The 21,590-nt window shown below is 68.2% G+C and carries 22 protein-coding genes, 1 tRNA gene and 1 other RNA gene; 14 read left to right on the top strand and 10 right to left on the bottom strand.

The annotated features are described in order from the left end of the window. Positions 1-105 precede the first annotated feature (105 nt). The gene (gene mptB / locus BLV63_RS08830; RefSeq protein ID WP_139244670.1) at positions 106-1,650 is read right to left on the bottom strand and encodes a polyprenol phosphomannose-dependent alpha 1,6 mannosyltransferase MptB; all 1,545 of its coding nucleotides are present in this window, start codon (positions 1,648-1,650) and stop codon (positions 106-108) included. Between the two features lie 200 nt (positions 1,651-1,850). Here mptB and orn point away from each other — a divergent pair, with 200 nt between their 5' ends. From orn to BLV63_RS08810, 4 genes are all read left to right on the top strand, one after another. After that, positions 1,851-2,498 (top strand): oligoribonuclease, encoded by a 648-nt coding sequence (orn, locus tag BLV63_RS08825; RefSeq protein WP_074784179.1) that lies wholly within the window; start codon positions 1,851-1,853, stop codon positions 2,496-2,498. Between the two features lie 132 nt (positions 2,499-2,630). Beyond that, positions 2,631-2,706, top strand: a tRNA-His gene (locus BLV63_RS08820). Between the two features lie 192 nt (positions 2,707-2,898). Next, complete coding sequence (locus BLV63_RS08815; RefSeq protein WP_066210571.1) at positions 2,899-3,375, top strand: GNAT family N-acetyltransferase; 477 nt, start codon at positions 2,899-2,901, stop codon at positions 3,373-3,375. A gap of 99 nt (positions 3,376-3,474) precedes the next feature. Beyond that, positions 3,475-4,326, top strand: coding sequence for a PhzF family phenazine biosynthesis protein (locus BLV63_RS08810; protein WP_066210573.1), 852 nt, complete (start codon positions 3,475-3,477; stop codon positions 4,324-4,326). An 18-nt stretch (positions 4,327-4,344) separates the two neighbouring features. Here the strand turns inward: BLV63_RS08810 and BLV63_RS08805 are convergent, their stop codons facing one another. Next, the gene (locus BLV63_RS08805) at positions 4,345-6,135 is read right to left on the bottom strand and encodes a BCCT family transporter (RefSeq protein WP_066210575.1); all 1,791 of its coding nucleotides are present in this window, start codon (positions 6,133-6,135) and stop codon (positions 4,345-4,347) included. A 219-nt stretch (positions 6,136-6,354) separates the two neighbouring features. On the opposite strand from BLV63_RS08805, the gene def reads away from it, so the two are divergent. Both def and BLV63_RS08795 read left to right on the top strand, forming a co-directional pair. Further along, entirely contained in the window at positions 6,355-6,939 is a 585-nt protein-coding gene (def, locus tag BLV63_RS08800) for a peptide deformylase (RefSeq protein ID WP_066211874.1), read from the top strand. A gap of 3 nt (positions 6,940-6,942) precedes the next feature. Beyond that, positions 6,943-7,785 carry an acyltransferase domain-containing protein gene (locus tag BLV63_RS08795; protein ID WP_066210577.1) on the top strand — a complete coding sequence of 281 codons (843 nt, stop codon included), beginning with the start codon at positions 6,943-6,945 and terminating at the stop codon, positions 7,783-7,785. A gap of 76 nt (positions 7,786-7,861) precedes the next feature. Here the strand turns inward: BLV63_RS08795 and BLV63_RS08790 are convergent, their stop codons facing one another. Then, complete coding sequence (locus BLV63_RS08790; RefSeq protein ID WP_066210581.1) at positions 7,862-8,749, bottom strand: LysR family transcriptional regulator; 888 nt, start codon at positions 8,747-8,749, stop codon at positions 7,862-7,864. Between the two features lie 91 nt (positions 8,750-8,840). Between BLV63_RS08790 and BLV63_RS08785 the strand changes: the two genes are divergently transcribed. Then, complete coding sequence (locus BLV63_RS08785) at positions 8,841-9,347, top strand: GNAT family N-acetyltransferase (RefSeq protein ID WP_066210583.1); 507 nt, start codon at positions 8,841-8,843, stop codon at positions 9,345-9,347. A gap of 47 nt (positions 9,348-9,394) precedes the next feature. On the opposite strand, the gene BLV63_RS08780 is transcribed toward BLV63_RS08785, so the two are convergent. The 4 genes from BLV63_RS08780 to rnpB all read right to left on the bottom strand — a co-directional run bounded on the left by BLV63_RS08780 (position 9,395) and on the right by rnpB (position 12,613). Beyond that, positions 9,395-10,213 (bottom strand): HNH endonuclease family protein, encoded by an 819-nt coding sequence (locus BLV63_RS08780; protein ID WP_066210585.1) that lies wholly within the window; start codon positions 10,211-10,213, stop codon positions 9,395-9,397. Between the two features lie 116 nt (positions 10,214-10,329). Continuing rightward, the gene (locus BLV63_RS08775) at positions 10,330-10,521 is read right to left on the bottom strand and encodes a hypothetical protein (RefSeq protein WP_243874832.1); all 192 of its coding nucleotides are present in this window, start codon (positions 10,519-10,521) and stop codon (positions 10,330-10,332) included. A gap of 83 nt (positions 10,522-10,604) precedes the next feature. Next, complete coding sequence (locus BLV63_RS08770; protein ID WP_074784176.1) at positions 10,605-12,047, bottom strand: glyceraldehyde-3-phosphate dehydrogenase; 1,443 nt, start codon at positions 12,045-12,047, stop codon at positions 10,605-10,607. A gap of 189 nt (positions 12,048-12,236) precedes the next feature. Continuing rightward, an RNA gene (rnpB, locus tag BLV63_RS08765) (RNase P RNA component class A) lies at positions 12,237-12,613 on the bottom strand. 126 nt (positions 12,614-12,739) lie between these two features. On the opposite strand from rnpB, the gene BLV63_RS08760 reads away from it, so the two are divergent. Then, a complete protein-coding gene (locus tag BLV63_RS08760; RefSeq protein ID WP_066210589.1) occupies positions 12,740-13,504 on the top strand; it encodes a YaaA family protein in 765 nt (254 codons plus the stop codon). A gap of 10 nt (positions 13,505-13,514) precedes the next feature. On the opposite strand, the gene BLV63_RS08755 is transcribed toward BLV63_RS08760, so the two are convergent. Further along, positions 13,515-14,249, bottom strand: a complete 735-nt coding sequence (locus BLV63_RS08755) for a zinc ribbon domain-containing protein (RefSeq protein ID WP_066210591.1) — start codon at positions 14,247-14,249, stop codon at positions 13,515-13,517. A gap of 160 nt (positions 14,250-14,409) precedes the next feature. On the opposite strand from BLV63_RS08755, the gene BLV63_RS08750 reads away from it, so the two are divergent. Together BLV63_RS08750 and BLV63_RS08745 are read left to right on the top strand one after the other, a co-directional pair. After that, positions 14,410-14,883, top strand: coding sequence for an SRPBCC family protein (locus tag BLV63_RS08750; RefSeq protein WP_066210592.1), 474 nt, complete (start codon positions 14,410-14,412; stop codon positions 14,881-14,883). A 47-nt stretch (positions 14,884-14,930) separates the two neighbouring features. Continuing rightward, positions 14,931-15,740, top strand: coding sequence for a metalloregulator ArsR/SmtB family transcription factor (locus BLV63_RS08745; protein ID WP_254780527.1), 810 nt, complete (start codon positions 14,931-14,933; stop codon positions 15,738-15,740). A 2-nt stretch (positions 15,741-15,742) separates the two neighbouring features. On the opposite strand, the gene BLV63_RS08740 is transcribed toward BLV63_RS08745, so the two are convergent. Next, positions 15,743-16,819, bottom strand: a complete 1,077-nt coding sequence (locus tag BLV63_RS08740) for a Nif3-like dinuclear metal center hexameric protein (protein WP_082723984.1) — start codon at positions 16,817-16,819, stop codon at positions 15,743-15,745. A 129-nt stretch (positions 16,820-16,948) separates the two neighbouring features. On the opposite strand from BLV63_RS08740, the gene msrA reads away from it, so the two are divergent. From msrA to BLV63_RS08720, 4 genes are all read left to right on the top strand, one after another. Next, entirely contained in the window at positions 16,949-17,473 is a 525-nt protein-coding gene (gene msrA, locus BLV63_RS08735) for a peptide-methionine (S)-S-oxide reductase MsrA (protein WP_066210594.1), read from the top strand. 65 nt (positions 17,474-17,538) lie between these two features. Then, the gene (cysK, locus tag BLV63_RS08730; protein ID WP_066210597.1) at positions 17,539-18,474 is read left to right on the top strand and encodes a cysteine synthase A; all 936 of its coding nucleotides are present in this window, start codon (positions 17,539-17,541) and stop codon (positions 18,472-18,474) included. Between the two features lie 189 nt (positions 18,475-18,663). Beyond that, positions 18,664-19,239 carry a serine O-acetyltransferase EpsC gene (gene epsC, locus BLV63_RS08725; RefSeq protein WP_066211882.1) on the top strand — a complete coding sequence of 192 codons (576 nt, stop codon included), beginning with the start codon at positions 18,664-18,666 and terminating at the stop codon, positions 19,237-19,239. Positions 19,240-19,333: 94 nt separating this feature from the next. Beyond that, the gene (locus tag BLV63_RS08720; RefSeq protein ID WP_066210599.1) at positions 19,334-19,858 is read left to right on the top strand and encodes a hypothetical protein; all 525 of its coding nucleotides are present in this window, start codon (positions 19,334-19,336) and stop codon (positions 19,856-19,858) included. 135 nt (positions 19,859-19,993) lie between these two features. Here the strand turns inward: BLV63_RS08720 and gnd are convergent, their stop codons facing one another. Further along, entirely contained in the window at positions 19,994-21,430 is a 1,437-nt protein-coding gene (gnd, locus tag BLV63_RS08715) for an NADP-dependent phosphogluconate dehydrogenase (RefSeq protein ID WP_066210601.1), read from the bottom strand. Positions 21,431-21,590 lie beyond the last annotated feature (160 nt).

Raw genomic sequence — 21,590 nt, 5'->3', positions numbered from 1 at the left:
CCTCTGACAGGACGACGACGGCGCGCCGTCGTCGTCCTGTTGCGTCTCCCGGCGCCGAGCCCGGGCCGGGATAGGCGGCTCCCGTTCAGTCGCGCGCTGCGCGGCTCAGATGACGCCCCAGTTCCCGTCGTTCCGGCGGCCGCCGAACAGGGCCTTGCGGGTGTGGACGTCGAGGAAGGCGAGGTACACCGTCATGCCGAGCGCCACGAAGAAGGCGATCGAGGTGACCGGCACGCCCAGCTGGACGAAGGAGTAGACCGAGAGCTGGTCCTGGGCGCCGAACACCACGAAGAAGGTCACCACGATGTAGAGGGACTTGACCTGCCAGTCGTTGCGGATGCCGGTGGCCGCGAGAAGCGGCACGAACCACAGGATGTACCAGGGCTGGATGATGGGCGAGAGCAGGACGATCGAGGCCATGGCGAGCCCGGCCCTCCGCACGAGATGCTCATGCTTGCCACGCAGGATGAGCAGCGCCGCGATGACCATGGAGCCCACCTTCAGCAGGGTCCGGAAGCCCGTGGCGATGTCCCCGCCGGGCAGTCCCAGCGCATTGAAGATCATTTCGAGCTGCTGCCCCAGGAAACCCGAGGGAGCGTAACCGGTGTAGCCGGGGGTGGGGTCGGTCAGAGCGAACAGCCACCCCAGGCCGAGGTTGTACGGGATACCGCTGACCAGGAGGATCGCGAGCGACCCGAGCCCGCTGATGGCCCAGAACACCACTTTGCGGAGCCACCCGGCGCCCTTCCCCGCCCACATGAGGCCCAGGAAGGGCAGGAAGACCACGGTGATGATCTTCACTCCGATCGACCCTGTGATGAGCAGCAGGGCCGTCACGTGCTTGCCCACGGAGGCGAAGTAGAAGGCCGCCACGGCCAGGCCGACCATGAGCACGTCATTGTGCGCGCTGGCGACGAAGCTGATGAGGAAGAGCGGATTCGCGACGGCGAGCCACAAGGCCCTTCCCGGGTTGATGCCGTGCTGAGCCGCGAGCTTCGGGACGTACACGATGCACAGCACCACGCCGATGAGCGCCACCACGCGGAAGAGCAGCACGGAATAGTCCGGCTGGGCTCCCGTGATGCCGACCACGGCGCGGGCCAGCCAGAGGAAATAGGGCCCGTACGGGGTGCGGTTCTCCGCCCAGGCTTTATCCGCGCCCAGCTGGAACCAGTTGCTGAGTGACGAGATGCCCTGCGAGTACGGATCGAGTCCTTCGGCCACCAGCCGCCCTTGACCCGTGTACGCGTAGATGTCCCGCGAGAAGATGGGGACGGCGAAGAACAGGGGCAGCGCCCACAGCGAGATCGCCCAGACCACGGCCTTGAGGGAACCCGGCCCCCAGCCGCCCAGGCGCTGACCCAGCCGGATCCAGGAGCGGATGAGGATCATGGCGCCGAGGCTGAGCGCCAGCGTCGATGCGGCGATGCCCTGTCCGTCGGTGCGGAGGAAGATGACCAGAGGGTGCCGGAGCATGGGCGAGGCGGGAGCGATCCACCCCATGCCCACCGAACCGGCGAACATGAGGAACGACCCGAAGGTCCCCTCCACGATGGCCGGCCAGGCACTGCCCGCCCACGGCTCACGCCAGGAGAGGCGACGCCTGCGAGCCGGCCTGTCCACGGTGGTTCCGTCCTGCGTCTCCGCCATACCCGTCACCACCGCCACCCGTCCGTTCGTACCACTTCCATCCCAGCGTGTCGTCAGGGGTGATGGATCGGCCGTCCGGCCAGGCCCCCTGCTTTTGCAGACGCCATTTTATCAGCGCACGCACCGGAAGCAGGGGAAGCCCGCCACCCCGTGCCGCTCGCCCGCCACCCCGCCGCACTACCGACCGGTAGTCTGTCCTCGTGGCTAAAACACAAGAGCGAATTGTCTGGATCGACTGCGAGATGACCGGGCTGGACCTGGAACACGACGCCCTGATCGAGGTGGCGGCACTGGTCACCGACTCGGAGCTGAACATCCTGGGTGACGGCGTGGACGTGGTCATCAAGCCGTCCGATGAGGCACTGGCCCAGATGAACGACTTCGTCCGCCAGATGCACACGGACTCCAAGCTGCTGGACGAGCTCCCCCACGGCATGACCATGGAGGAAGCGCAGGAGAAGGTCCTGGCGTACATCAAGGAATGGGTTCCCGGGGTGGGTGTCGCTCCCCTGGGCGGCAACTCGATCGGCACGGACAAGATGTTCCTGCTGCGTGACATGCCGGAGCTGGTGAATCACCTGCACTACCGCGTGATCGACGTGAGCACCATCAAGGAACTCTCCCGCCGCTGGTTCACCCGGGCCTACTTCCAGGCGCCCGCCAAGCACGGCGGACACCGCGCCCTCGGCGACATCCGGGACTCCATCGACGAACTGCGCTACTACCGCCAGGCCGTGTTCGTCCCAGCTCCCGGGCCCGACACCGCGACGGCCCGTGAGATCTCCGCGCAGATCTCGGCGGCTCCCGAGAGTGCCGCCACCGCGGCACAGCTCGGCCAGCAGCTGTAATCTGCACCACTCGCCGAAACTTTTTTCGGGAAAAGTGCCAAAAGTGGCACGAAGTGGGTTCCGGAGCAGGTAAGCTTATGGACGTTGCTTTTCGGGGGAACACCGGGAAACCGGTCCGTCGAGAGCCGCATGGTGGGCGTAGCTCAGTTGGCAGAGCGCCTGGTTGTGGTCCAGGAGGTCGCGGGTTCAACCCCCGTCGCTCACCCCATGTGTGGCGAGGTTCAATTCTGAACCTCGCCACTTTTGTTTTCCCCCTCACGAAGGCTCCGCCTCCCCTTTTCTCCTGTCAGTCCTCCTCTTTAGACTGGCGACGAATCCGGACGACGGCACGGCGCGGCCCCGCGGCCGCGGAATGCACTGGACGAATGGGCTGGACCACCGCGCAGGAAAGAGGGCCACCATGGAGCTTCGTCTCCGCGAGCTGACGGATGCGGACCTGGACGCGGTCTTCGCGTGGGAAAGCGATCCGGCCGGCGTCGGGCTGGCGGCCTTCACCCGCAGCGATCCGAGCGACCGTGACACTTTCGACGAGCACTATCGGAAGATCAGGGCTGAGCCGTCCAATCTGATCCGCGTGATCGAGACCGAAGGCGCGCCGGTCGGGACGATCTCGAGCTTCTGGATCGACGATGACCGGGAGATCTCGTACTGGATCGCCCGGGAGTGGTGGGGCCAGGGCATCGCGTCCAGGGCACTCGGCCTCTTCCTCGCGGAGGAGACCACCCGTCCGCTGCGAGGCCGGGTCGCCGAGACCAATCCCGCGTCCCGTGCCGTGCTCCGGAAGAACGGCTTCGAGGAGGTTGGGCAGGACACCGGTTATGCGGCCGGCGTCGGCCGCGTCGTGACTGAGTACCTCTACCGCCTCGACGCGCACTGAGACTTCCTGAGCGGAGATGCCGCGCGGCGCTTGCCGGGGAAACGAAACCTGAGCAGGCAGAATGATCCGTGAACCCGGCCCTTCAGCAGCGAGGATCCCATGCGCCACCGTCCATTCCGCCAAGTCGACGTGTTCTCCGGAGCCTCATACCGGGGCAACCCGCTCGCGGTCGTCCTCGACGGCGGCGGGCTCGACGCCGAGCAGATGCAGGAGTTCGCCCGCTGGACGAACCTCTCCGAGACCACGTTCCTGCTCCCGCCGGACTCCCCCGAGGCCGACTACCGCGTCAGGATCTTCACCCCACTCACGGAACTGGCGTTCGCCGGGCATCCCACACTGGGCAGCTGCCACGCCTGGCTCGCCGCCTGCGGCACGCCGCAGGACCCGGACCACGTGGTGCAGGAATCCGCCCAGGGCCTGGTCCGGGTGCGGCGCGATGCCGGCCTGCTGCATTTCGCGGCCCCGGATCCCGTGCTGGAACCGGTTCCGGCGGATCTCCAGGCCGAGGTCGCGCAGGCTCTGGAACTGCCGGAGGGCGCGCTGCTCGGCGCCTGCTGGATCGACAACGGCGCACGCTGGATGGGTCTGCTCCTGCGCGACGTCGAGACCCTGCGTGAGGCGCGCCCGCAATCGGCCGTGCTGCGCTCCCTCGGGGTCAAGGCGGGGATGTGTGCACTGCACCCGGGCCGCGACGGTGAGGAGCCCGTTCTGGAGGTCCGCGGCATCACCCTGACGCAGCAGGGCACCGCGGAAGACCCCGCGACCGGCAGCCTGAACGCCGGGCTGGCGGGCTGGCTGTCCTGTGAAGGAGTCCTGGACGCGCCCTACGTCGCCCATCAGGGCACCGGCATCGGCCGGGCCGGGCGACTGTTCCTGTCCCGGGACGCCGAGGGCCGCTTGTGGGTGGGCGGTGCGGTCCGCGACGGCGTCGCGGGGACCGTGCTGCTGTAGCCGGCCCCCGCGCCGCGCCTACTCCTTGCGCTTACGCCGGCCCAGGAGGTTCTCCCGGTGCTCTGCAGGCAGCGTCTGGGCGGCTTTCGCCACCCCCATGACGATGGCCTGCTGACGGCGGCTGCTCAGACCGTCCCACCAGACGTCCGCGCTGCGCGGACCGGACTCGATGGCGTCGTCGTCGGACTCCAGACCGAACTTCTCGGAGAGGTCCGCCACGAGCGCTTCCCGGCGCAGGCGGTCCGCCCGCCGGACGTTCCGCTGCAGGGCTTTGAAGGTGGCCACACACATGAGAATCATCACGACGCTGAACGGCAGCGCGATGGAGACGGCGAGCGTCTGAATGGCGGCGAGACCGCCCGCGAGGAGCAGCGCCGCGGCCAGGGCCGCCGTCGCGAGCGTGAAGAAGACCCGGATCCAGTTCCGCGGCTCAGTGTCGCCACCGGTGGCCAGCATGGCCATCACCAGGGAACCGGAGTCCGAGGAGGTGATGAAGAAGATGGCGGAGAGGACGATCGCGCCCACCACCAGCAGTCCGCCGGCGGGGAGCTGCTCCAGCACCTGGAACAGAGCGGCATTGGCGTCCACGCTGCCGTCGGCGGCGATCACCGAGGTGTAGCCCGCGGTCTTGTTCATCTCGTGGAAGATCGCCGTGCCGCCCAGGACGCCGAACCAGACGAAGGTGATGAGGGCCGGCACGAGCACCACGCCGAGGATGAACTCACGCACCGTGCGGCCACGGGAGATCCGTGCGATGAAGACGCCCACGAACGGCGCCCAGCTCATCCACCAGCCCCAGTAGAAGGTGGACCAGGACGCCTGCCAGGCTTCACCCGCCGATCCCGTGAACGCGGAGGTGTCCGTGGACATGCCGAGCCAGTTCTGCAGGTAATGACCCACGGACTGCACGATCTCCTTGGCCAGGAACTGCGTCGGGCCGACGATCAGGATGAAGAGCAGGAGCCCGCCCGCGAGGATCAGATTGATGTTGGAGAGCCACTTCATGCCGCGGGAGACGCCCGACAGCACCGACCACAGCACGAAGCACGTGACCACCACGATGATCACGTATTCGATCCAGTGGTTGTCCTCCGCGATCACGCCGAGCGACTTCAGACCTGCGCTGATCTGGGTCACGCCGAGTCCCAGCGAGGTGGCGACGCCGAACACGGTGCCCACCAGGGCCACGACGTCGATCGTGTTGCCCCAGCCGCCGCGCATCGCCTTCTCGCCGAACAGCGGTTCGAGGGCCCAGCGGACGGCGAGCGGCCGCCCACGGCGGTGAATGGCGTGTGCCAGCGCGAGGCCGACGACGACGTAGATCGCCCACGGCTGGAAGCCCCAGTGCAGGAAGGTGGTCGCGATGGCCTCCTGCGCCTGGGCACTCGGCTGCAGGTGCTGCTCCGCGAGCGACGGCTTGGGGGTGGCGAAATGGGTCAGCGGCTCGGTCACTCCGTAGAACACGAGGCCGATGCCCATGCCCGCCGCGAAAAGCAGGGCGAACCAGCTCACCAGGGAGAACTCAGGGGCGTGGTCCGGCCGGCCCAGTTTGACGTCACCCTTCCGGGAGAAGCCCAGGTAGATGCAGAACAGCACGAAGCCGAAGGCCAGGAGCACGTACCACCAACTGAAGTTCGCGATGATCGCGCCCTGCACGGCCGCGATGCCGACGCTCATGCCCTCGGGGCTGATGATGGTGGCCGTGACGAACGCGAGGACGATGACCGCGGTGGGCCAGAAGACCCACCGGGCGATCCCGGTCCGGGAGACTGTTGAAGGGACGGGCGGGCTCTGGCTCTCCGTACTCATGCTTCGACCGTATCCAAGCGCTGAATCGGCGGGCAAGCCGGCGGTCCGGCCCCGGTGTCCCGGCATGGCCGCGCGGTTTGTCCGGAAATGCAGGTTCCGGTAGTGTTTCCGGACGTGCCCCACGGCACGGTTCCAGGGCTCCGGCCCGCTCGGCCGTATCGGATTCCGATGCGGCCTTAGTCGTTCATCCGCACATCGGCAAGAGGGGAAGTGACGGCCATGGCAGTCCGTCCTGTGACTATCTGGGGCGAACCGGTGCTCCACCGCCGGGCCGACGAGGTCACCGTGTTCGACGACGAGCTGCGTGCTCTCATCGCCGACATGTTCGAGACCAACGATGCGGCGAACGGCGTGGGCCTCGCGGCGCCGCAGATCGGCGTCGGACTGCGGATCTTCGTCTACAAGTACGCCAACGAGGATGGAGTGCCGCCTCAGGGCGTCCTGGTGAACCCCCGCCTCACGCTCTCCAAGGTCTCCGGCGCCGCACCGGATCCGGAGGACCACGTGGAAGGCTGCCTTTCCTTCCCGGGCGAGCATTACCCGCTCCAGCGGGCCGATTGGGTCCGCGTCGAGGGATTCGACGGCTTCGGCGAGCCGGTCTCCTTCGAGGCCACCGGCTGGTTCGCGCGCGTCATGCAGCACGAGTACGACCACCTGGACGGGCTGCTCTACGTCGACCGCCTGATCGACCGCTACGCCCGCCGTGCCAAGCGCCAGGTGAAGCGCAACGGCTGGGGCGTTCCGGGCCTGACGTGGATGCCCGGCGTCGACCCCGATCCCTTCGGCCACGACTCGGAGGACTGAGCCGTGGAGACGACCGCGCTGGAACCGGCCGGACTCCTGACACTCCTCGGCGTGCAGGATGCCGACCGGGACGCCGTGCTGGCGCTGCTCGACGGCCCGCCGAGCGAGGGAGCGCAGACCGCTCTCGGTGTGCTGCGGGAACGCCTCGGGACGTTCCCCGGTGGATACGCCCCCCAGAGCGACGTCGACGAGTTCGGCTGGCTGGAGGCATACGCCCGGTTCACCCCGGAGCTCCTCAGCTACTGGGAAGGCCTCGGCATCCCCCAGGACATCGTGGCCGCGACGCTCGCGGACCTCGGCCGCCATGTGGACATCAACCGACGGGTCTTCGGGACCTTCGGTTTCGAGACCTTCGGCTGGCTCTCCCTGCATTTCGCCGGCAATCTGTTCCAGCTGGGGCGTCTGCAGTTCCATCTGCTCCAGCACCACGAGGACGCCGACTGGGCACAGCCCGGCGAGTGGATCCTCTCGGTGCACATCCCGGAAGGCGGCGGCCTCTCCCCCGCCGCCGTGGATGCGAGCTTCGCGCAGGCCGTCGAGTTCTTCGCCCGGCATTTCCCGGACCAGCCGGTCCGCAGCGCCGAGTGCATCTCCTGGCTCCTGGACCCCGAACTGGCGCGCCGCGTCCCGGGCAGCAACATGGCCGCCTTCGCCCAGCGCTTCACGCTCGACCGCACGAGCGCCTCCCCCACGGACGCCGTGTACTTCACGTTCCGCCAGCGCGGCCTCGACGGCCTGGACCGGCTGCCCCGCGACAGCTCACTCCAGCGCGCGGTGCTCGAGCACATCGACGACGGCGGCGAGTGGGGCCTCGGCCACGGTCACCTGACGCTGCCGCGCGGCTGAGCCGGACCTCCGACCCGTTCTCGTCGCCACCGGAGCGGCGCCCGGCTCAGCGGACGCCGGCTCAGCAACTATCGGCTCAGTTGACGCCGGCCGCCCGCCGGAAGGCCTCGACGACGGCCCGGTGGTCGCCGTCGCGCGTCGCGAGCTGCACCTCCGTGGTGTAGCGCTCCGGTCCGGCGAGGCTCACCCGGACCGCGCCCACCGGCAGCTCCCCCGTCACGCTCTCGGGGGCGATCGTGACACCCAGCCCACGGGACACTAGCTGGATGATCGTGTGCCAGCCCGTGCATTCCTGGTCGGCCCGGCGCTCCACTCCGAGGTCCCGGAACGGCTTCACATTGAGGTCATAGGCCCGGGGCCCGCTTGCGCGCGGGAACAGGATCAAGGGCGAATCGAGCAGTTCGGCGGCGCCTACCTCGGCGGCTCCGGCGGCCGGATGATCCGCCGGGAGCACCGCCACGAAGTCCTCACGACTCAGGGTGCTGAGCAGCATCCCGTCCTCAGGCTCCGCATCGCGGACGATCCCGATGTCGCAGCTGCCCCGCCGAAGCTGGTCCAGCACCTGGGTGGTGTCGCCGTTGGACAGCCGCACCTGGACGTCCGGCCGCACTGCGGCGAACCCTTGCAGGTGACCGCTGACGATGACCCCGGCCGAGGTGATGAAGGCCAGGTCGAGCCTCCCCGCTTCACCGCGCGCCACACGCTTGGCCTCCTCCACGTCGCGGTCCAGACGGTCCAGGAGGTCCCGAACGCGTGGCAGGAAGGCCGCACCCGCCTCGCTGAGTGCCACATGCCGCGACGTCCTCTCGAAGAGCCGGAGCTCCAGCAGCTCCTCCATCTGCCGGATCCGCTGCGACAGTGCCGGCTGGGCGATGCCCAGCTCGAAGGCGGCCTGACCGAAGTGGAGTTCCTCGGCCAGCACGGCGAAGGCCCGGAGGTGTTTCAGCTCGAGGGATGAATCCATACGCCGAGCTTATCAATCGGAGTTGTCTGATCTATTGGACTTCTGAATGGCGCCTGGCGAGACTGATTCCACGCCTGAAAGGAGGCCCCTCATGTCCCAGCAACCCACCCTCGGCATCACCATCGGCTCACTCCGGGGGCCTGAGGATGCCCTCGCCTTCCGTCAGATCAGCGAGGAATGGCTCACCGAGCACTTCCAGGTCGAGCCGGAGGACCTCCATGCCCTCGGCGACCCGCAGCGCACCATCACCGACGCCGGTGGCGATGTCCTCCTGGCGCGCGACGACGCGTCGGGCGAGATCCTCGGCGCGGTCGCTCTGGTGGCCTATCCCGAGGACGTGTTCGAACTCGCCAAGATGGGCGTGCGCCGCACCGCCCGTGGCCGGGGCATCGGCGCCCTCCTGGTGCGCGCCGCGATCGAGCGGGCCTCTGCTCTCGGCGGCCGCAGACTTTTCCTGAGCACGAACCATGCCCTGACCAGCGCCCTGCGCCTCTACCGGGCCGCGGGATTCGTGAGCATCCGTCCGGACGAAGTGCCCGTCAAGAACTACTACGCTCTCGCCTTGGACCGCGCCGACGTCTACCTGGAACTGAAGTAGCCCTGTGCTGACCGGCCGGCCGGACCGCGCCGGATCTGGAGGCCGGATCAGCGTGCCGGAACCGCGGGTCGGGCGATGGCGGTCTGATCCGGGCAACCGTCCAGCACGCGCCGCATGGCGTCCCGTTCCTGGGGGCTCACGCTGAGACCGTAGCTGTATTTCACGGAGACCTGACGAGCCACGTAGTGGCAGCGGAAGCCCCTGTTGGCGGGGAGCCAGGTGGACGCGTCCTGGGCGCTCTTCTGCTGATTGGACGGGCCGTCCACCGCGAGAAGGTTCAGCGGGTCGTTGGCGAGGGTCTGACGTTCGACGGCCGTCAGGTGGTCGGCGCCGCTCTTCCAGGCCTCGGCCAGGGCCACCACGTGGTCGATCTGAATGACCTGGCTGCTCCCCTGGCCCCGTTCGAACGGGATGTGGTGGCCGGTGTACGGGTCCCACAGCGAGCCGGTCGCCACCCGGCACTGCGTTCGTGCGGAACTCGCCGTGAAGGTCACGGCGTCCAGATCACGGCGCAGGATGTCGTTGCGGGTGTCGCAGCCGTTGCGGTCCTCGTCGGCCCAGGCCTGGCCGAACACGGCGCGGTCGTAGCCGCGGGAGGAGTCTTTGGGGGCCACCGGAAGGGCGTCTAGCACGGAACGGGCCGGGGCGTCGGGGACGGCGTGCACGCCCGGGAGGGGCTTCATCCACGTCATGTCGTACAGCCGGGCGGTGGTCGGCCCGGAGCCGTTCTCCCCCAGTTCGTACTGACCTCGCAGGAAGAACCAGCCGAGCAGCCCCACGACGGCGGCCGTGACCGCGGCGAGGAGCGCCGCGGCGGACCGGGAGCGCCGACGTCGTGTCCGGTAACCGGCCCAGTTCACACTCACAGACAACCCCTTCCAGACCGGACCGATGTCCGCACCGATCCAGCCTAGGAGGAGTCACTGACAGGATGAGCGGCCTGCGGTGAGGATGTGGAAAAACTCACACACAGGCCGGAGTCTTACTGCTCTTTTCGCACCCTGACCAGGTCTGCGTCGGCGGCGTCGGCCAGTTCCTGGAGCTGGTCCACCCGCTCCTGGGTGACATCGCCGGTCGCCAGCATGCCTTTGGCCTGGTCCAGCAGACGGTGCGCCTCCTTGCTGTTGGCGGTGGCGATGTCGAGTGCGTGTTCCAAAGTGGTGTCGTGTTCCATGAAGCCCATCTTGATCCCGCGCCGCGTTAAAAGCGAGAGGCCACGCCAGGGTGGCGTGACCTCTCAGCTTCCAGCGGAAATGCTCAGGCGGCGGGGAAGGCCGGCGGGTTCACGCCCGCCATCTCCTCCATCACGCGGACGACCTGGCAGCTGTAGCCGAACTCGTTGTCGTACCAGACGTAGAGGACCAGGTTCTTGTCGTTGGCGATGGTGGCGAGCCCGTCCACGATGCCGGTGCGGCGCGATCCGACGAAGTCGGTGGAGACCACTTCGGGCGAGTCGATGAAGTCGATCTGCTTGCGCAGGCCCGAGTGCAGGGACAGCTCGCGCAGGTACTCGTTGACCTCGTCCTTGGTGGTGCCGTTCTCCAGGTTGAGGTTCAGGATCGCCATGGACACATCCGGCGTGGGGACGCGGATGGCGTTGCCCGTCAGCTTGCCCGCCAGCTCCGGCAGGGCCTTGGCGACGGCCTTGGCGGCGCCGGTCTCCGTGATGACCATGTTCAGCGCGGCGGAACGGCCACGGCGGTCACCCTTGTGGAAGTTGTCGATCAGGTTCTGATCGTTGGTGAAGGAGTGGACGGTCTCGACGTGGCCGTGCAGGACGCCGAACTTGTCGTTGATGGCCTTCAGGACCGGGGTGATCGCATTGGTGGTGCAGCTCGCGGCGGAGACGATCATGTCCTCGTCCGAGATCACGCCGTGGTTGATGCCGTGGACGATGTTCTTCAGATCACCCTTGCCCGGAGCCGTGAGGAGCACACGGGCCGCGCCCTTGCTCTGCAGGTGCTGGCTGAGGCCTTCGGCGTCACGCCAGCGGCCGGTGTTGTCCACCACGAGGGCGTTCTCGATGCCGTATGCCGTGTAGTCCACCGTGGACGGGCTGTCCGAGTAGATGACCTGGATGCGGATGCCGTTGACCGTGATGGTCTGGGATTCCTCGTCCACCTGGATGGTGCCCTCGAAAGGCCCGTGGACGGAGTCGCGGCGGAGCAGGCTCGCGCGCTTGGCGAGGTCGTTGTCGCTGCCCTTGCGGACCACGATGGCCCGCAGACGCAGGCCCTGGCCGCCACCGTGCTTCTCCACGAGGATGCGGGCCAGCAGACGGCCGATACGGCCGAAACCGTACAGCACCACGTCCTGGCTGGTGCGGTCGTCGGCGCCCTGGCGTCCGACGACGGGGGCAAGCTCCTCACGGAGGAACTCCTCAAGCGGACGGCCGGCGGCGGTGTCGTGGTACTTCTCGTTGAGCAGGGCCAGGTCGACGGCCGCGGCGCCGAGCTCGAGGCGGTCGATCGCCTCCACGAGCGGCAGGGTGTCCTCCAGGGTCAGCTCGCGCTGGCTGATCCGGCGGGCGAAACGGTGCGCCTTGAGGATCTGCATGGTGGACTTGTTGATCAGGCTGCGCCCGTGGATGCTGGTCACCACATTGTTGTCGCGGTACAGGCGGCCGACGATCGGGATCATCGCCTCGGCCTTGGCCTCACGGCTCATCCACTGCTCGAAGGACTCGGAGTTCTGACTCACTCAAGGAACCTTTCTCTTCTGCGCGCGACGTCGGGCGCAGTTCGCCACCGGGGTTCAGGGCATGAAAAAACCGCCTAGGCGAACGCAGGCCCGGCGGGGTGAACAACAGCGTTCGAGTTCAGTTTATCGTCCCGGGGACCGCCTCCGGGACGAGACCCCGGTGACATCAGTCACAAACGCGGTGATGAGTGGACGGGTTGGCCTGTGAGCCGGGTTCTGTCAGTCGCGCCCGTTGCCAGGTGCGGCGTAGCGATCATCCATCTAGGACCACTGTTGCCAGTGGCCTCAAGCGGCCTACCCGGATGCTCGGGCGAGCAGCCCTCGAACACATCCTGTCTGGCCTTGCTCCAGGTGGGGTTTACCTAGCCTCCCCGGTCACCCGGGGAGCTGGTGGTCTCTTACACCACCGTTTCACCCTTACCCCGCGCCGAGGCGCGTGGCGGTCTGTTTTCTGTGGCACTGGCCTGCGGGTCACCCCGAGTGGGCGTTACCCACCACCCTGCTCTGCGGAGCCCGGACTTTCCTCGGCGACGCCGGAGCGTCGACGCGATCGCCCAGCCAACCCGTCCAGCGACCATTCTATCCGCCGCGGTGACGCCCGGCCGCCAACCTGATCGCCGACCAGGACCAGCCTGGACCGCCTGGCGTCGAGCCGGATCAGGAGCGGTCCCGGGATTCGCTACCATCGAACGGTGCTGATCCTCCTCCCACCGTCCGAAGGCAAGACCGCCGCCTCCCAAGGCCCCGGCGTCGACTTCTCCGCCCTGAGCTTCCCGGAACTGAACACGGCCCGTGCCGAGGTGCTGGAAGCGCTCGGCACCGTGAGCGCCCACGAGGACGCGCTGGAACTGCTGGGCGTCGGAGCCTCCCTGCACGAGGAGGTCGCCCGCAACACGCGGCTCCGGCACGAATCCGCCGCCCCGGCGCACAGCGTGTACTCCGGCGTCCTCTATGACGCCCTCGGCTACGCCTCGATGACCGCGACTCAGCGGCGCAAGGCGGATGACGCCGTCGTGATCATCTCCGCGCTCTGGGGCGCCCTGAAGTTCGACGACGCCGTCCCGGCCTACCGCCTGTCCATGGGCACCGCTCTGGCCGGGCTCGGCCGGCTCGCCTCCTACTGGAAGCCCCGGCTGTCCGAAGCGCTGGCTCCGTTGATCGACGGGGAACTCCTGGTCGACTGCCGCTCCAGCACCTACGCCACCGCCTGGGTCCCGCCGGCGGAACAGACCGTGGCCGTGAATGTGTTCCGCGAGCGCGACGGCAAGCGGAGCGTCGTGAGCCACTTCGCCAAGCACACGCGCGGCGAGATGGCGCGTCACCTGCTCACGCGCCGAGGCAAGTCTCCGCAGTCTCCTGAGCAGCTGCTCAAGGCCGCCTCGGAGCTCTACCGCGCCGAACTCGTTCCGGGCACGGCACGCAAGGCGCACGCCCTGAACATCATCCTCACGGACTGACGGTCCCGGTTCAGCTCCACTCGGGACTGCGCACCAGGATGACGCCGGAGTCCGGGCAGTACACCACGTCGTCTTCGGCGGCGGCTTTGACCTCGGCCAGGTCGCCCGGGCTCAGGTCCATGCCGGAGCCCTCACTGTGTCCGTGGAACAGGCGGGCGGCGCCGACCCCGCGCCGGTCCAGAGTCTTCTCGTAGAGGGCCAGGAGTCCGGGGTCCAGGGTGACGGCGAAGGCGTCCCGTTCGACGCGCACACCGTCACGCTCCGCTTCGGCTTCCGCCGTCTTCGCTGCCAGTTCCTCCTGCACCTCACGGAGCTGCCGCTTGGCCTCAGCGAGTGCCTCCTGGCGGGCGGTCACCTCTGATTCCGCGCCCTCCAGCTCCTCCATGAGCTCCAGCTCGGTGTCCTCCTTGCCCGATTTGAACGAGCTCAGCGTTTCGATGTCCTTCTGCAGCGCCATGAGGTCCTTGGAGAGGCCGCCCGCGTTGAGCCGCACCGTGTCCCGCTCGATCTTCACGTCCAGCGCGGAGACCTCGTCCTCCAGCGCCGTCAGCGCTTTCCGTACGGCGTCCCGCGCCTGCTCGGCCTCCTCGGCGCACGCCTGGGCATCCTCCACGGCGGCCAGAAGCGCCGGGAGGCGGGGATCCTGTTCGAGCGCTTTCAGTCGCGTGGCGTTCGCCTTCAGGGCGCTGTCGAACGCCTGGAGTTCGAGGAGTCTGAGCTGCTCGGCAGCCGGTGCCTTGGCCATGCGGACCTCCTATGACGGCGCTGATATTCACGCCGTCTCTGTGGTGACAGGTGCTTTGAGACTAGGCCATATCCGGGCCGAACGAAACGCGCCCGGTCCCTCCTCAGAATTTCCGCCCGGAAACTCTTGACTTATTCGTCGAGGCGAATAGATTGGAGTCATGAGTGAACTGATCGAACGTTTCGTCCCTGCCCCTGCCGAGCGCGTCTGGTCCCTCTGGACCACCGCTGACGGCATCTCCCGCTGGTGGTCCCCCGACGGCTTCCGCACCGATGTCGACCGGCTCGATCTGGAGGTCGGCGGCGAGCTGCTCTACACCATGACCGCGGTCGCCCCCGAGATGGTCGCCTTCATGGAGCAGAACGGCATGCCCCTCTCCACGTCCTCACGGAAGCACTTCACCGAGCTCGAGGAACCCCGCCGCCTCGCCTACCGCTCGGTCATCGATTTCGTGCCCGACCATGAGCCCTACGAACAGCTCACCGAAGTCGACCTCGTGCCGGCCGAGGGTGGCACGCTGGTCCGCATGACCGTCGAGCCGCTGCACGATGAGGTCTGGACCCAGCGGCTTCTCGCGGGCCGGGCCAATGAGCTCGAGAACCTCGCCGCACTGGTGTCGGCCGGGGAGGCATGAGCGCCGGGACGGAGCCGGCCCGGTCCTCCGGGGCGCAAACCGCCGCGGTGCAAACCCCCACGTCACCGACCCCCACGGCCCTGGTCCAGCAGGCGCTGGCGGCCCTGGGTGAGCCGAACCGCTTCAGGATCGTGGAACTCCTGGCGGAGCGTCCGTACAGCGTCGGAGAGCTGGCGGACGCTCTCGGCTCGCTCCAGCCCCAGACCACCAAGCATCTGCAGGCGCTGGAAGCCGCGAACCTGGTCGACGTGCGCCGGCTCGGACGCCGCCGGGTGGCAGGCCTCCGGCGGGACACCGTCGGCATCCTCGCCCGCCACTTCCACCGGCTGGCCGTGCCTGCGGCCGACGACGCGGCGCTGGCGGAGTACGGGCGCGCCGTCGAGCGCGAGGAAGGCGGACCCTCCGACGACCGGACGCTGCACTTCACCCGCACGCTCGACGCCTCCGCCCAGGACGTCCTGGAGGCCTGGACCGATGCGGACGTGGCGTCGCAGTGGTGGGCGCCCCGGCACTTCACCGTGCTGCGCCACGAGTGGCCCCGCCGCGTCGGCGGGCCCATCGCGATCGCGCTGGGTGAAGGCGGCGGGACGGAGTACCGCTCTCAGGGTGAATTGCTGTCGAGAACCGCGGAGGGGATGACCTTCGAACTCGCGCCGCTCGGGCCCGACGGCGAACCCCTGTTCTCCGCGCGGCACCTCGTGACCGTCTCGGGCGACGGTCCGACGACGCTCGGCCTCACGATCGAGGTCACCGGGATCCGGCCCGGGGCAGCCCCCGCGGTCGCCGGACTGGGACCCGGCTGGTCACAGCTCCTGGATCAGTTGCAGGATCTCCTGCGTCGCCGCGCGGTCGGCTGACCTCAGCCTTCGCCGTCGCCGTGCGGGGTGAGGATGAAGTCCCACGGATCCGTGTTGATCCCGCTGACGCCGATCTCGACGGGGAACCCCTGGTCCTCCAGCACGTTGTCGAGGGCCTGGGCGGCCGCCGGAAGCCAGAGCCATTCACTCGCGAAATGGGAGACGTCGATGAGGTACGGACGGCCGCCACGCGCGGTCTCCCGGGCCTCCGACGCCGGGTGGTGCCGCAGGTCCGCCGTGATGTAGACGTCGGCCTGGCACGCGCGGACATCGTCGAAGAGGGAGTCCCCCGCGCCGCCGCAGATCGCCACGCGCTGCACGAGCGCGTCCCGGTCCCCCGCCACCCGGACCCCACCCGCCACGGAGGGCAGGAACCCACAGAGCCGGGCGGCCAGATCGGCGAGGGTGACGGCGGTCCCGAGCGCGCCGACACGTCCCACCCCTTCCTCGGGAAGCCCGTTGCGGGCCGCCGTCAGCGGTTCACGGTCGTGCAGATCCAGGGCGTCGGCGATGACATCGGAGACGCCGCCCACGGCCGAGTCGCCGTTCGTGTGGACCGTCAGAAGGGCCATGCCGTTCTCGATGAGCCGATGGATCACCCGGCCCTTGGCCGTGGTGGCCGCCACCGAACTGACGCCGCGCAGCAGCAAGGGGTGGTGGGTGATCAGCAGGTCGACGCCGAGGTCCACCGCCTCCTGGACCACCTCCTCGGTGGGATCCACCGCGAACTGGATGCGGCGCACCGGCTGCTCCGGCCGGCCCGTCACGAGGCCGACCTTGTCCCAGTCCTCGGCGAGCGACTCGGGCCAGAGCTCCTCGACGGCGAGCAGCACCTCGGCGAGCGTCGGCGCCTGCTGCTCCAGGGCCGTGGCCTCGGTCGCGTCACCCGGGACGGACGGGGCGTCCTCGCCCGCCGTCGTCGTCGCGTCCTCGTGTTCACCGCCGACCGGCGGCTCTCCGTGTCGCTCTTCCGCCTGGTCCTGTCCGGGGAGATGCTCCGCGCCGGTTTCTGGGGCCGCGGTGGGCGGTACCTGGCCCTCCAGAGCCGGGCCGGGGCTGCCGTGCGTCTCGTTCTGCATACTCAAGTTCTACCGCACTGCGTCCGCGAGGGGGCCGATTCCCCTCCCTCGACGGGTGCTTCTCCCAGAGCTGAACCCGCTCGGGACCATCGGGGGAACATTTCGACACCGCCGGCCATTGAGCATCTTGTGAGAACTTTCATCCTGGCCGGCGGCTGCTTCTGGTGCCTTGACGCGGTGTACCAGCAGACGCGCGGCGTCTCTTCTGTTGTTTCCGGCTACATCGGCGGGCATCTGCCCGATCCGGGCTACTACGAGGTCTGTTCCGGCACCACCGGGCACGCCGAAGCGGTGGCCGTCACCTTCGACGAGGACATCATCCCGGCCGACGTCATCCTGGACATGTTCTTCGCCCTGCATGACCCCACCACACTGAACCGTCAGGGCTACGACGTCGGGACCCAGTACCGGTCCGCGATGTTCTACCAGGACGAGGAGGAGGCTGAGCTGTTCCGCGCCGCCATCGAGCGCAACCAGGCGCTGTGGAGCGCCCCGATCGTCACCGAGGTGACCCGCGCCAGCCGCTTCTACGAGGCCGAGGCGATCCACCAGGATTACTACGCCAACAACTCCGGGCAGGGATACTGTCAGGTGATCATCAATCCGAAGCTGGCCAAGGCCCGGAAATATTACTCCGCATGGCTGAAGTCATGACGCTGGGTGAACCGGCTCACTAGGCTTTCCTTAACCATCCACCTGGAGATAGGCAGCAGTACACCATGGCACGTATCTACGATGACGTCACTCAGCTCATCGGCCGGACCCCCCTGGTCCGGCTGAACCGTCTGACCGAAGGCCTGGATGCCACGGTCGCCGTGAAGCTCGAGTTCTACAACCCGGCCAACAGCGTCAAGGACCGCATCGGCGTGGCCATCATCGACGCGGCCGAGAAGGCCGGCGCGCTGAAGCCGGGTGGCACCATCGTGGAAGGCACGTCGGGCAACACGGGCATCGCCCTGGCCCTCGTCGGAGCGGCTCGTGGTTACAAAGTCATCCTGACCATGCCGGAGACCATGTCCACCGAGCGTCGTGTCATGCTGCGCGCCTACGGCGCCGAGATCGTCCTGACCCCGGGTTCCGAGGGCATGCGCGGCGCCGTGGAGAAGGCCCAGGAGATCGTCGCCAACACCGAGAACGCCATCTGGGCGCAGCAGTTCGCCAACCCGGCCAACCCGGCCATCCACCGCACCACCACGGCCGAGGAGATCTGGGCCGACACCGACGGTGAAGTCGACATCTTCGTCGGTGGCGTGGGCACCGGCGGCACCGTGACGGGCGTCGGCCAGGTCCTCAAAGAGCGCAAGCCCTCCGTCCAGGTGGTGGCCGTGGAGCCCAAGGACTCCCCCATCCTCAACGGCGGCGCCCCGGGCCCTCACAAGATCCAGGGCCTCGGCGCGAACTTCGTCCCGGAGGTGCTGGACACCGGCATCTACGACGAGGTGCTGGACGCCAGCCTCGAGGACGCTGTCGCCACCGCGCGTGCGCTCGGCGTCAAGGAGGGCATCCTCGGCGGCATCTCGTCGGGTGCGGCCGTCTGGGGCGCCCTCCAGCTGGCCAAGCGTCCCGAGAACAAGGGCAAGCTGATCGTGGCGGTCGTGCCCGATTTCGGTGAGCGCTACATCTCCACCGTCCTGTACGACGACATCCGCGGCTGATCCTCCCGGCTTCGCCTGCCCGGCGTCGCCCCTCCCGTCCCGGCGGTCCCTGCGTGCTCCAGAGCACGGACCACGGACGGACGGCGACGTCGGGCAGTCGGCTGCCCGGGGAATTCTTTCCCGGGCCCGCTGGTTATCCGTTCAGCATCCACCACGTACGCGCCCGTGTACGGCGACCAGAAGGACAGCGTGAGCTTCTTCACCCGCCTGAAAGAGGACCTCGAGAGCGCCCGCTCCCATGACCCCGCCGCCCGCGGGTCCGCGGAGAACTTCTTCGTCTATTCGGGCCTGCATGCCATCTGGGTCCACCGCGTGACACACCGCATGTGGCAGAAGCCGGCTCTTCGCTTCCCCGCGCGCGTCCTGTCCCAGCTGACCCGCTTCCTCACGGGCATCGAGATCCATCCCGGCGCGACCGTGGGGCGGCGTTTCTTCATCGACCACGGCATGGGTGTGGTCATCGGCGAGACGGCCGAGATCGGCGATGACGTCATGATCTACCACGGGGTGACCCTCGGCGGTCGGTCCCTGGCCAAGGTCAAGCGGCACCCGACCATCGGCAACAGGGTCACCATCGGCGCAGGCGCCAAGGTCCTGGGCCCCATCGTCATCGGTGACGATTCCGCGATCGGCGCGAACGCCGTCGTCGTGAAGGACGCGCCGGCCAACTCGATCGTCACCGGAATCCCCGCCACCTGGCGTCCCCGCGTGGCCGAGGTCGAAACGAAGCCGGCCGTGGACCCCGCGGAGTACTACTACATCTGACAGGCTCTCTCCGCCCTCGGGCCGAGAACCCTGGCGCGCAAGTCCGTCCCGGGTCCGAGGCGGCGGCCGGGTACCCGCTCATAGCGTGGACGGTATGAGAACTCTGAAGAACCCCACCGTGTCCGGCCGCGCTCGGAAACTGACGGTCCTCGGCCTGGCCGGCGCCGCCCTGCTGCCGCTGAGCGCCTGCGGCATCACGCCCCTGGCCGACAACTACGACAAGCGGGAGAGCCACGACTGGCCCCGCGGCTCCGAGGCCACGAAGGACGGCGTGGCCCCCGCCTGGATCCCGGCCGGAGCCACGGACGTCCGTGAGGTCATCCGGACCACCGGCGCCGAGCGCATCCTGAAGTACTCCGGAGACGCCTCGGGTCTCCCCGCCCAGTGCAAGGCCGTTCCCTCCGGCGCCGCACCGAGCCCCCAGCCGGGGAAAGACGACCGGCGCAAGGCCGACGACTTCATCTCGGAGGCCACCCTCTCCGCCGATTGGTGGCCGGCCGGTCAGGAGCGCAAGGCGAGCCACTACTGCGGGAAGTGGTGGGTGTCCGCGGCGAACGGGACCGTCTACGCCTTCACGCCGGAGATGAAGACGATCGCCCGGCACCTCGGCAAAGACTGACCTCGCCTCGCGTTGCGTGCTCAATTGTTGCGGGTGTTCACGCCGAACACCCGCAACAACTGAGCACGCAAGGCGTTGAAGCACGACGGCGGCCCCCACCGGAAGGTGAGGGCCGCCGTCGTCGTGTGGGGTGCGTCAGTGGGTGTCGACCGCGCTGACCTCGGTGCGGTCACCGCTCCACTGGGTATGGAACGTGCCCTCTTCATCCACGCGCCCGTAGGTGTGGGCGCCGAAGAGGTCACGCTGGCCCTGGATCAGGGCGGCCGGCAGGCGCTTGCGGCGCAGGCCGTCGTAGTAGGCCAGCGAGGAGGAGAACACCGGGACCGGGATGCCCAGCTGCACCGCGGTGGCCACCACACGGCGCCACGCCGGGACGGCCTCGCCGACGGACTTCGCGAACGCCGGGGCGAACAGGAGGTTCTCCGGCTTGGCGTCGCCTTCGTAGGCGGCCATGATGTCCTTGAGCAGCTCGGCGCGGATGATGCAGCCGGCACGCCACAGGGAGGCGATCTCGTCCAGCTTCAGGTCCCAGCCGTACTCCTTGGCGGCGCTGGTCAGCATGTCCAGGCCCTGCGCGTAGCTGACGAGCTTGGAGGCGTAGAGGGCCTGGCGGACGTCCTCCACGAAGTTCTCCGGAAGGGCCACCTCGATCTCGTGGCCTTCCAGCGTCTCCTGGGCGATTGCGCGCTGGGCGCGCTGCGAGGAGATGCCGCGGGCGAACACGGACTCGGCGATGCCGGAGACCGGCGAACCCAGGTCCAGGGCGGACTGGACCGTCCAGCGGCCCGTGCCCTTCTGACCGGCGGAATCGACCACGACGTCCACGAACGGCTTGCCGGTCTTGGCGTCCACATGGCCGAGAACCTCGGCGGAGATCTCGATCAGGAAGGAGGACAGCTCGCCCTTGTTCCACTCTTCGAAGATCTTGGCCTGTTCGGCAGGCTCGATGCCGGCGGCGCTGCGCAGCAGGTCGTAGGCCTCACCGATGACCTGCATGTCGGCGTACTCGATGCCGTTGTGGACCATCTTGACGAAGTGGCCGGCGCCGTCGGTGCCGATCCAGGCGCAGCAGGGCTCGCCGTCCACGTGAGCGGAGATCTTCTCGAGCAACGGGCCGAGAGCCTCGTAGGACTCCTTGGAGCCGCCGGGCATGATGGACGGGCCGTTGAGTGCACCTTCCTCACCACCGGAGACGCCGACGCCCACGAAGTGCAGGCCCTTCTCCGCCAGCGCGGCTTCGCGACGGCGGGTGTCCGTGTAGTGGGAGTTGCCGGCGTCGATCACGATGTCGCCTTCATCCAGCAGCGGGACGAGCTGGTCCACGACAGCGTCGACGGGAGCACCCGCCTTCACCATGATGAGGACGCGGCGCGGCTTCTCGAGCGAGTCGACGAGTTCCTGGAGGCTCTCGGTGCGGACGAAGTCGCCTTCGTCGCCGTGAGCGGCGAGCAGGGCGTCCGTCTTCTCCACGGAGCGGTTGTGCAGAGCGACCGTGAAGCCGTTGCGGGCGAGGTTCCGGGCCAGGTTGGCCCCCATGACGGCGAGACCGGTGACACCGATTTGTGCAGGCATCTACACTCCAAGTCAATGCTAGTAATCTGATTTTAACAAGACGTTTCCAACCCTACGTCCTGGACACCGGCGACGGAAGAGCCAGCTGTAAGGTGAAGCACATTTCACGCGGTCGGGGCGGAAACCGCCGGAAGAACCTACGCTGGTGTTACTTCACATT

Origin of the sequence: Arthrobacter woluwensis, from assembly GCF_900105345.1 — a bacterium.
GTDB lineage: Bacteria > Actinomycetota > Actinomycetes > Actinomycetales > Micrococcaceae > Arthrobacter_E > Arthrobacter_E woluwensis.
This window is presented reverse-complemented; position numbering and strand designations above follow the sequence as displayed.

Bases quoted from the DNA above. Each gene is read 5' to 3' on its own strand.
- mptB (WP_139244670.1), bottom strand. From the start codon at position 1,650: ATGGCGGAGACGCAGGACGGAACCACCGTGGACAGGCCGGCTCGCAGG.
- BLV63_RS08815 (WP_066210571.1), top strand. From the start codon at position 2,899: ATGGAGCTTCGTCTCCGCGAGCTGACGGATGCGGACCTGGACGCGGTC.
- BLV63_RS08810 (WP_066210573.1), top strand. From the start codon at position 3,475: ATGCGCCACCGTCCATTCCGCCAAGTCGACGTGTTCTCCGGAGCCTCA.
- BLV63_RS08805 (WP_066210575.1), bottom strand. From the start codon at position 6,135: ATGAGTACGGAGAGCCAGAGCCCGCCCGTCCCTTCAACAGTCTCCCGG.
- def (WP_066211874.1), top strand. From the start codon at position 6,355: ATGGCAGTCCGTCCTGTGACTATCTGGGGCGAACCGGTGCTCCACCGC.
- BLV63_RS08790 (WP_066210581.1), bottom strand. From the start codon at position 8,749: ATGGATTCATCCCTCGAGCTGAAACACCTCCGGGCCTTCGCCGTGCTG.
- BLV63_RS08785 (WP_066210583.1), top strand. From the start codon at position 8,841: ATGTCCCAGCAACCCACCCTCGGCATCACCATCGGCTCACTCCGGGGG.
- BLV63_RS08775 (WP_243874832.1), bottom strand. From the start codon at position 10,521: ATGGAACACGACACCACTTTGGAACACGCACTCGACATCGCCACCGCC.
- BLV63_RS08755 (WP_066210591.1), bottom strand. From the start codon at position 14,249: ATGGCCAAGGCACCGGCTGCCGAGCAGCTCAGACTCCTCGAACTCCAG.
- BLV63_RS08750 (WP_066210592.1), top strand. From the start codon at position 14,410: ATGAGTGAACTGATCGAACGTTTCGTCCCTGCCCCTGCCGAGCGCGTC.
- BLV63_RS08740 (WP_082723984.1), bottom strand. From the start codon at position 16,819: ATGCAGAACGAGACGCACGGCAGCCCCGGCCCGGCTCTGGAGGGCCAG.
- cysK (WP_066210597.1), top strand. From the start codon at position 17,539: ATGGCACGTATCTACGATGACGTCACTCAGCTCATCGGCCGGACCCCC.
- BLV63_RS08720 (WP_066210599.1), top strand. From the start codon at position 19,334: ATGAGAACTCTGAAGAACCCCACCGTGTCCGGCCGCGCTCGGAAACTG.
- gnd (WP_066210601.1), bottom strand. From the start codon at position 21,430: ATGCCTGCACAAATCGGTGTCACCGGTCTCGCCGTCATGGGGGCCAAC.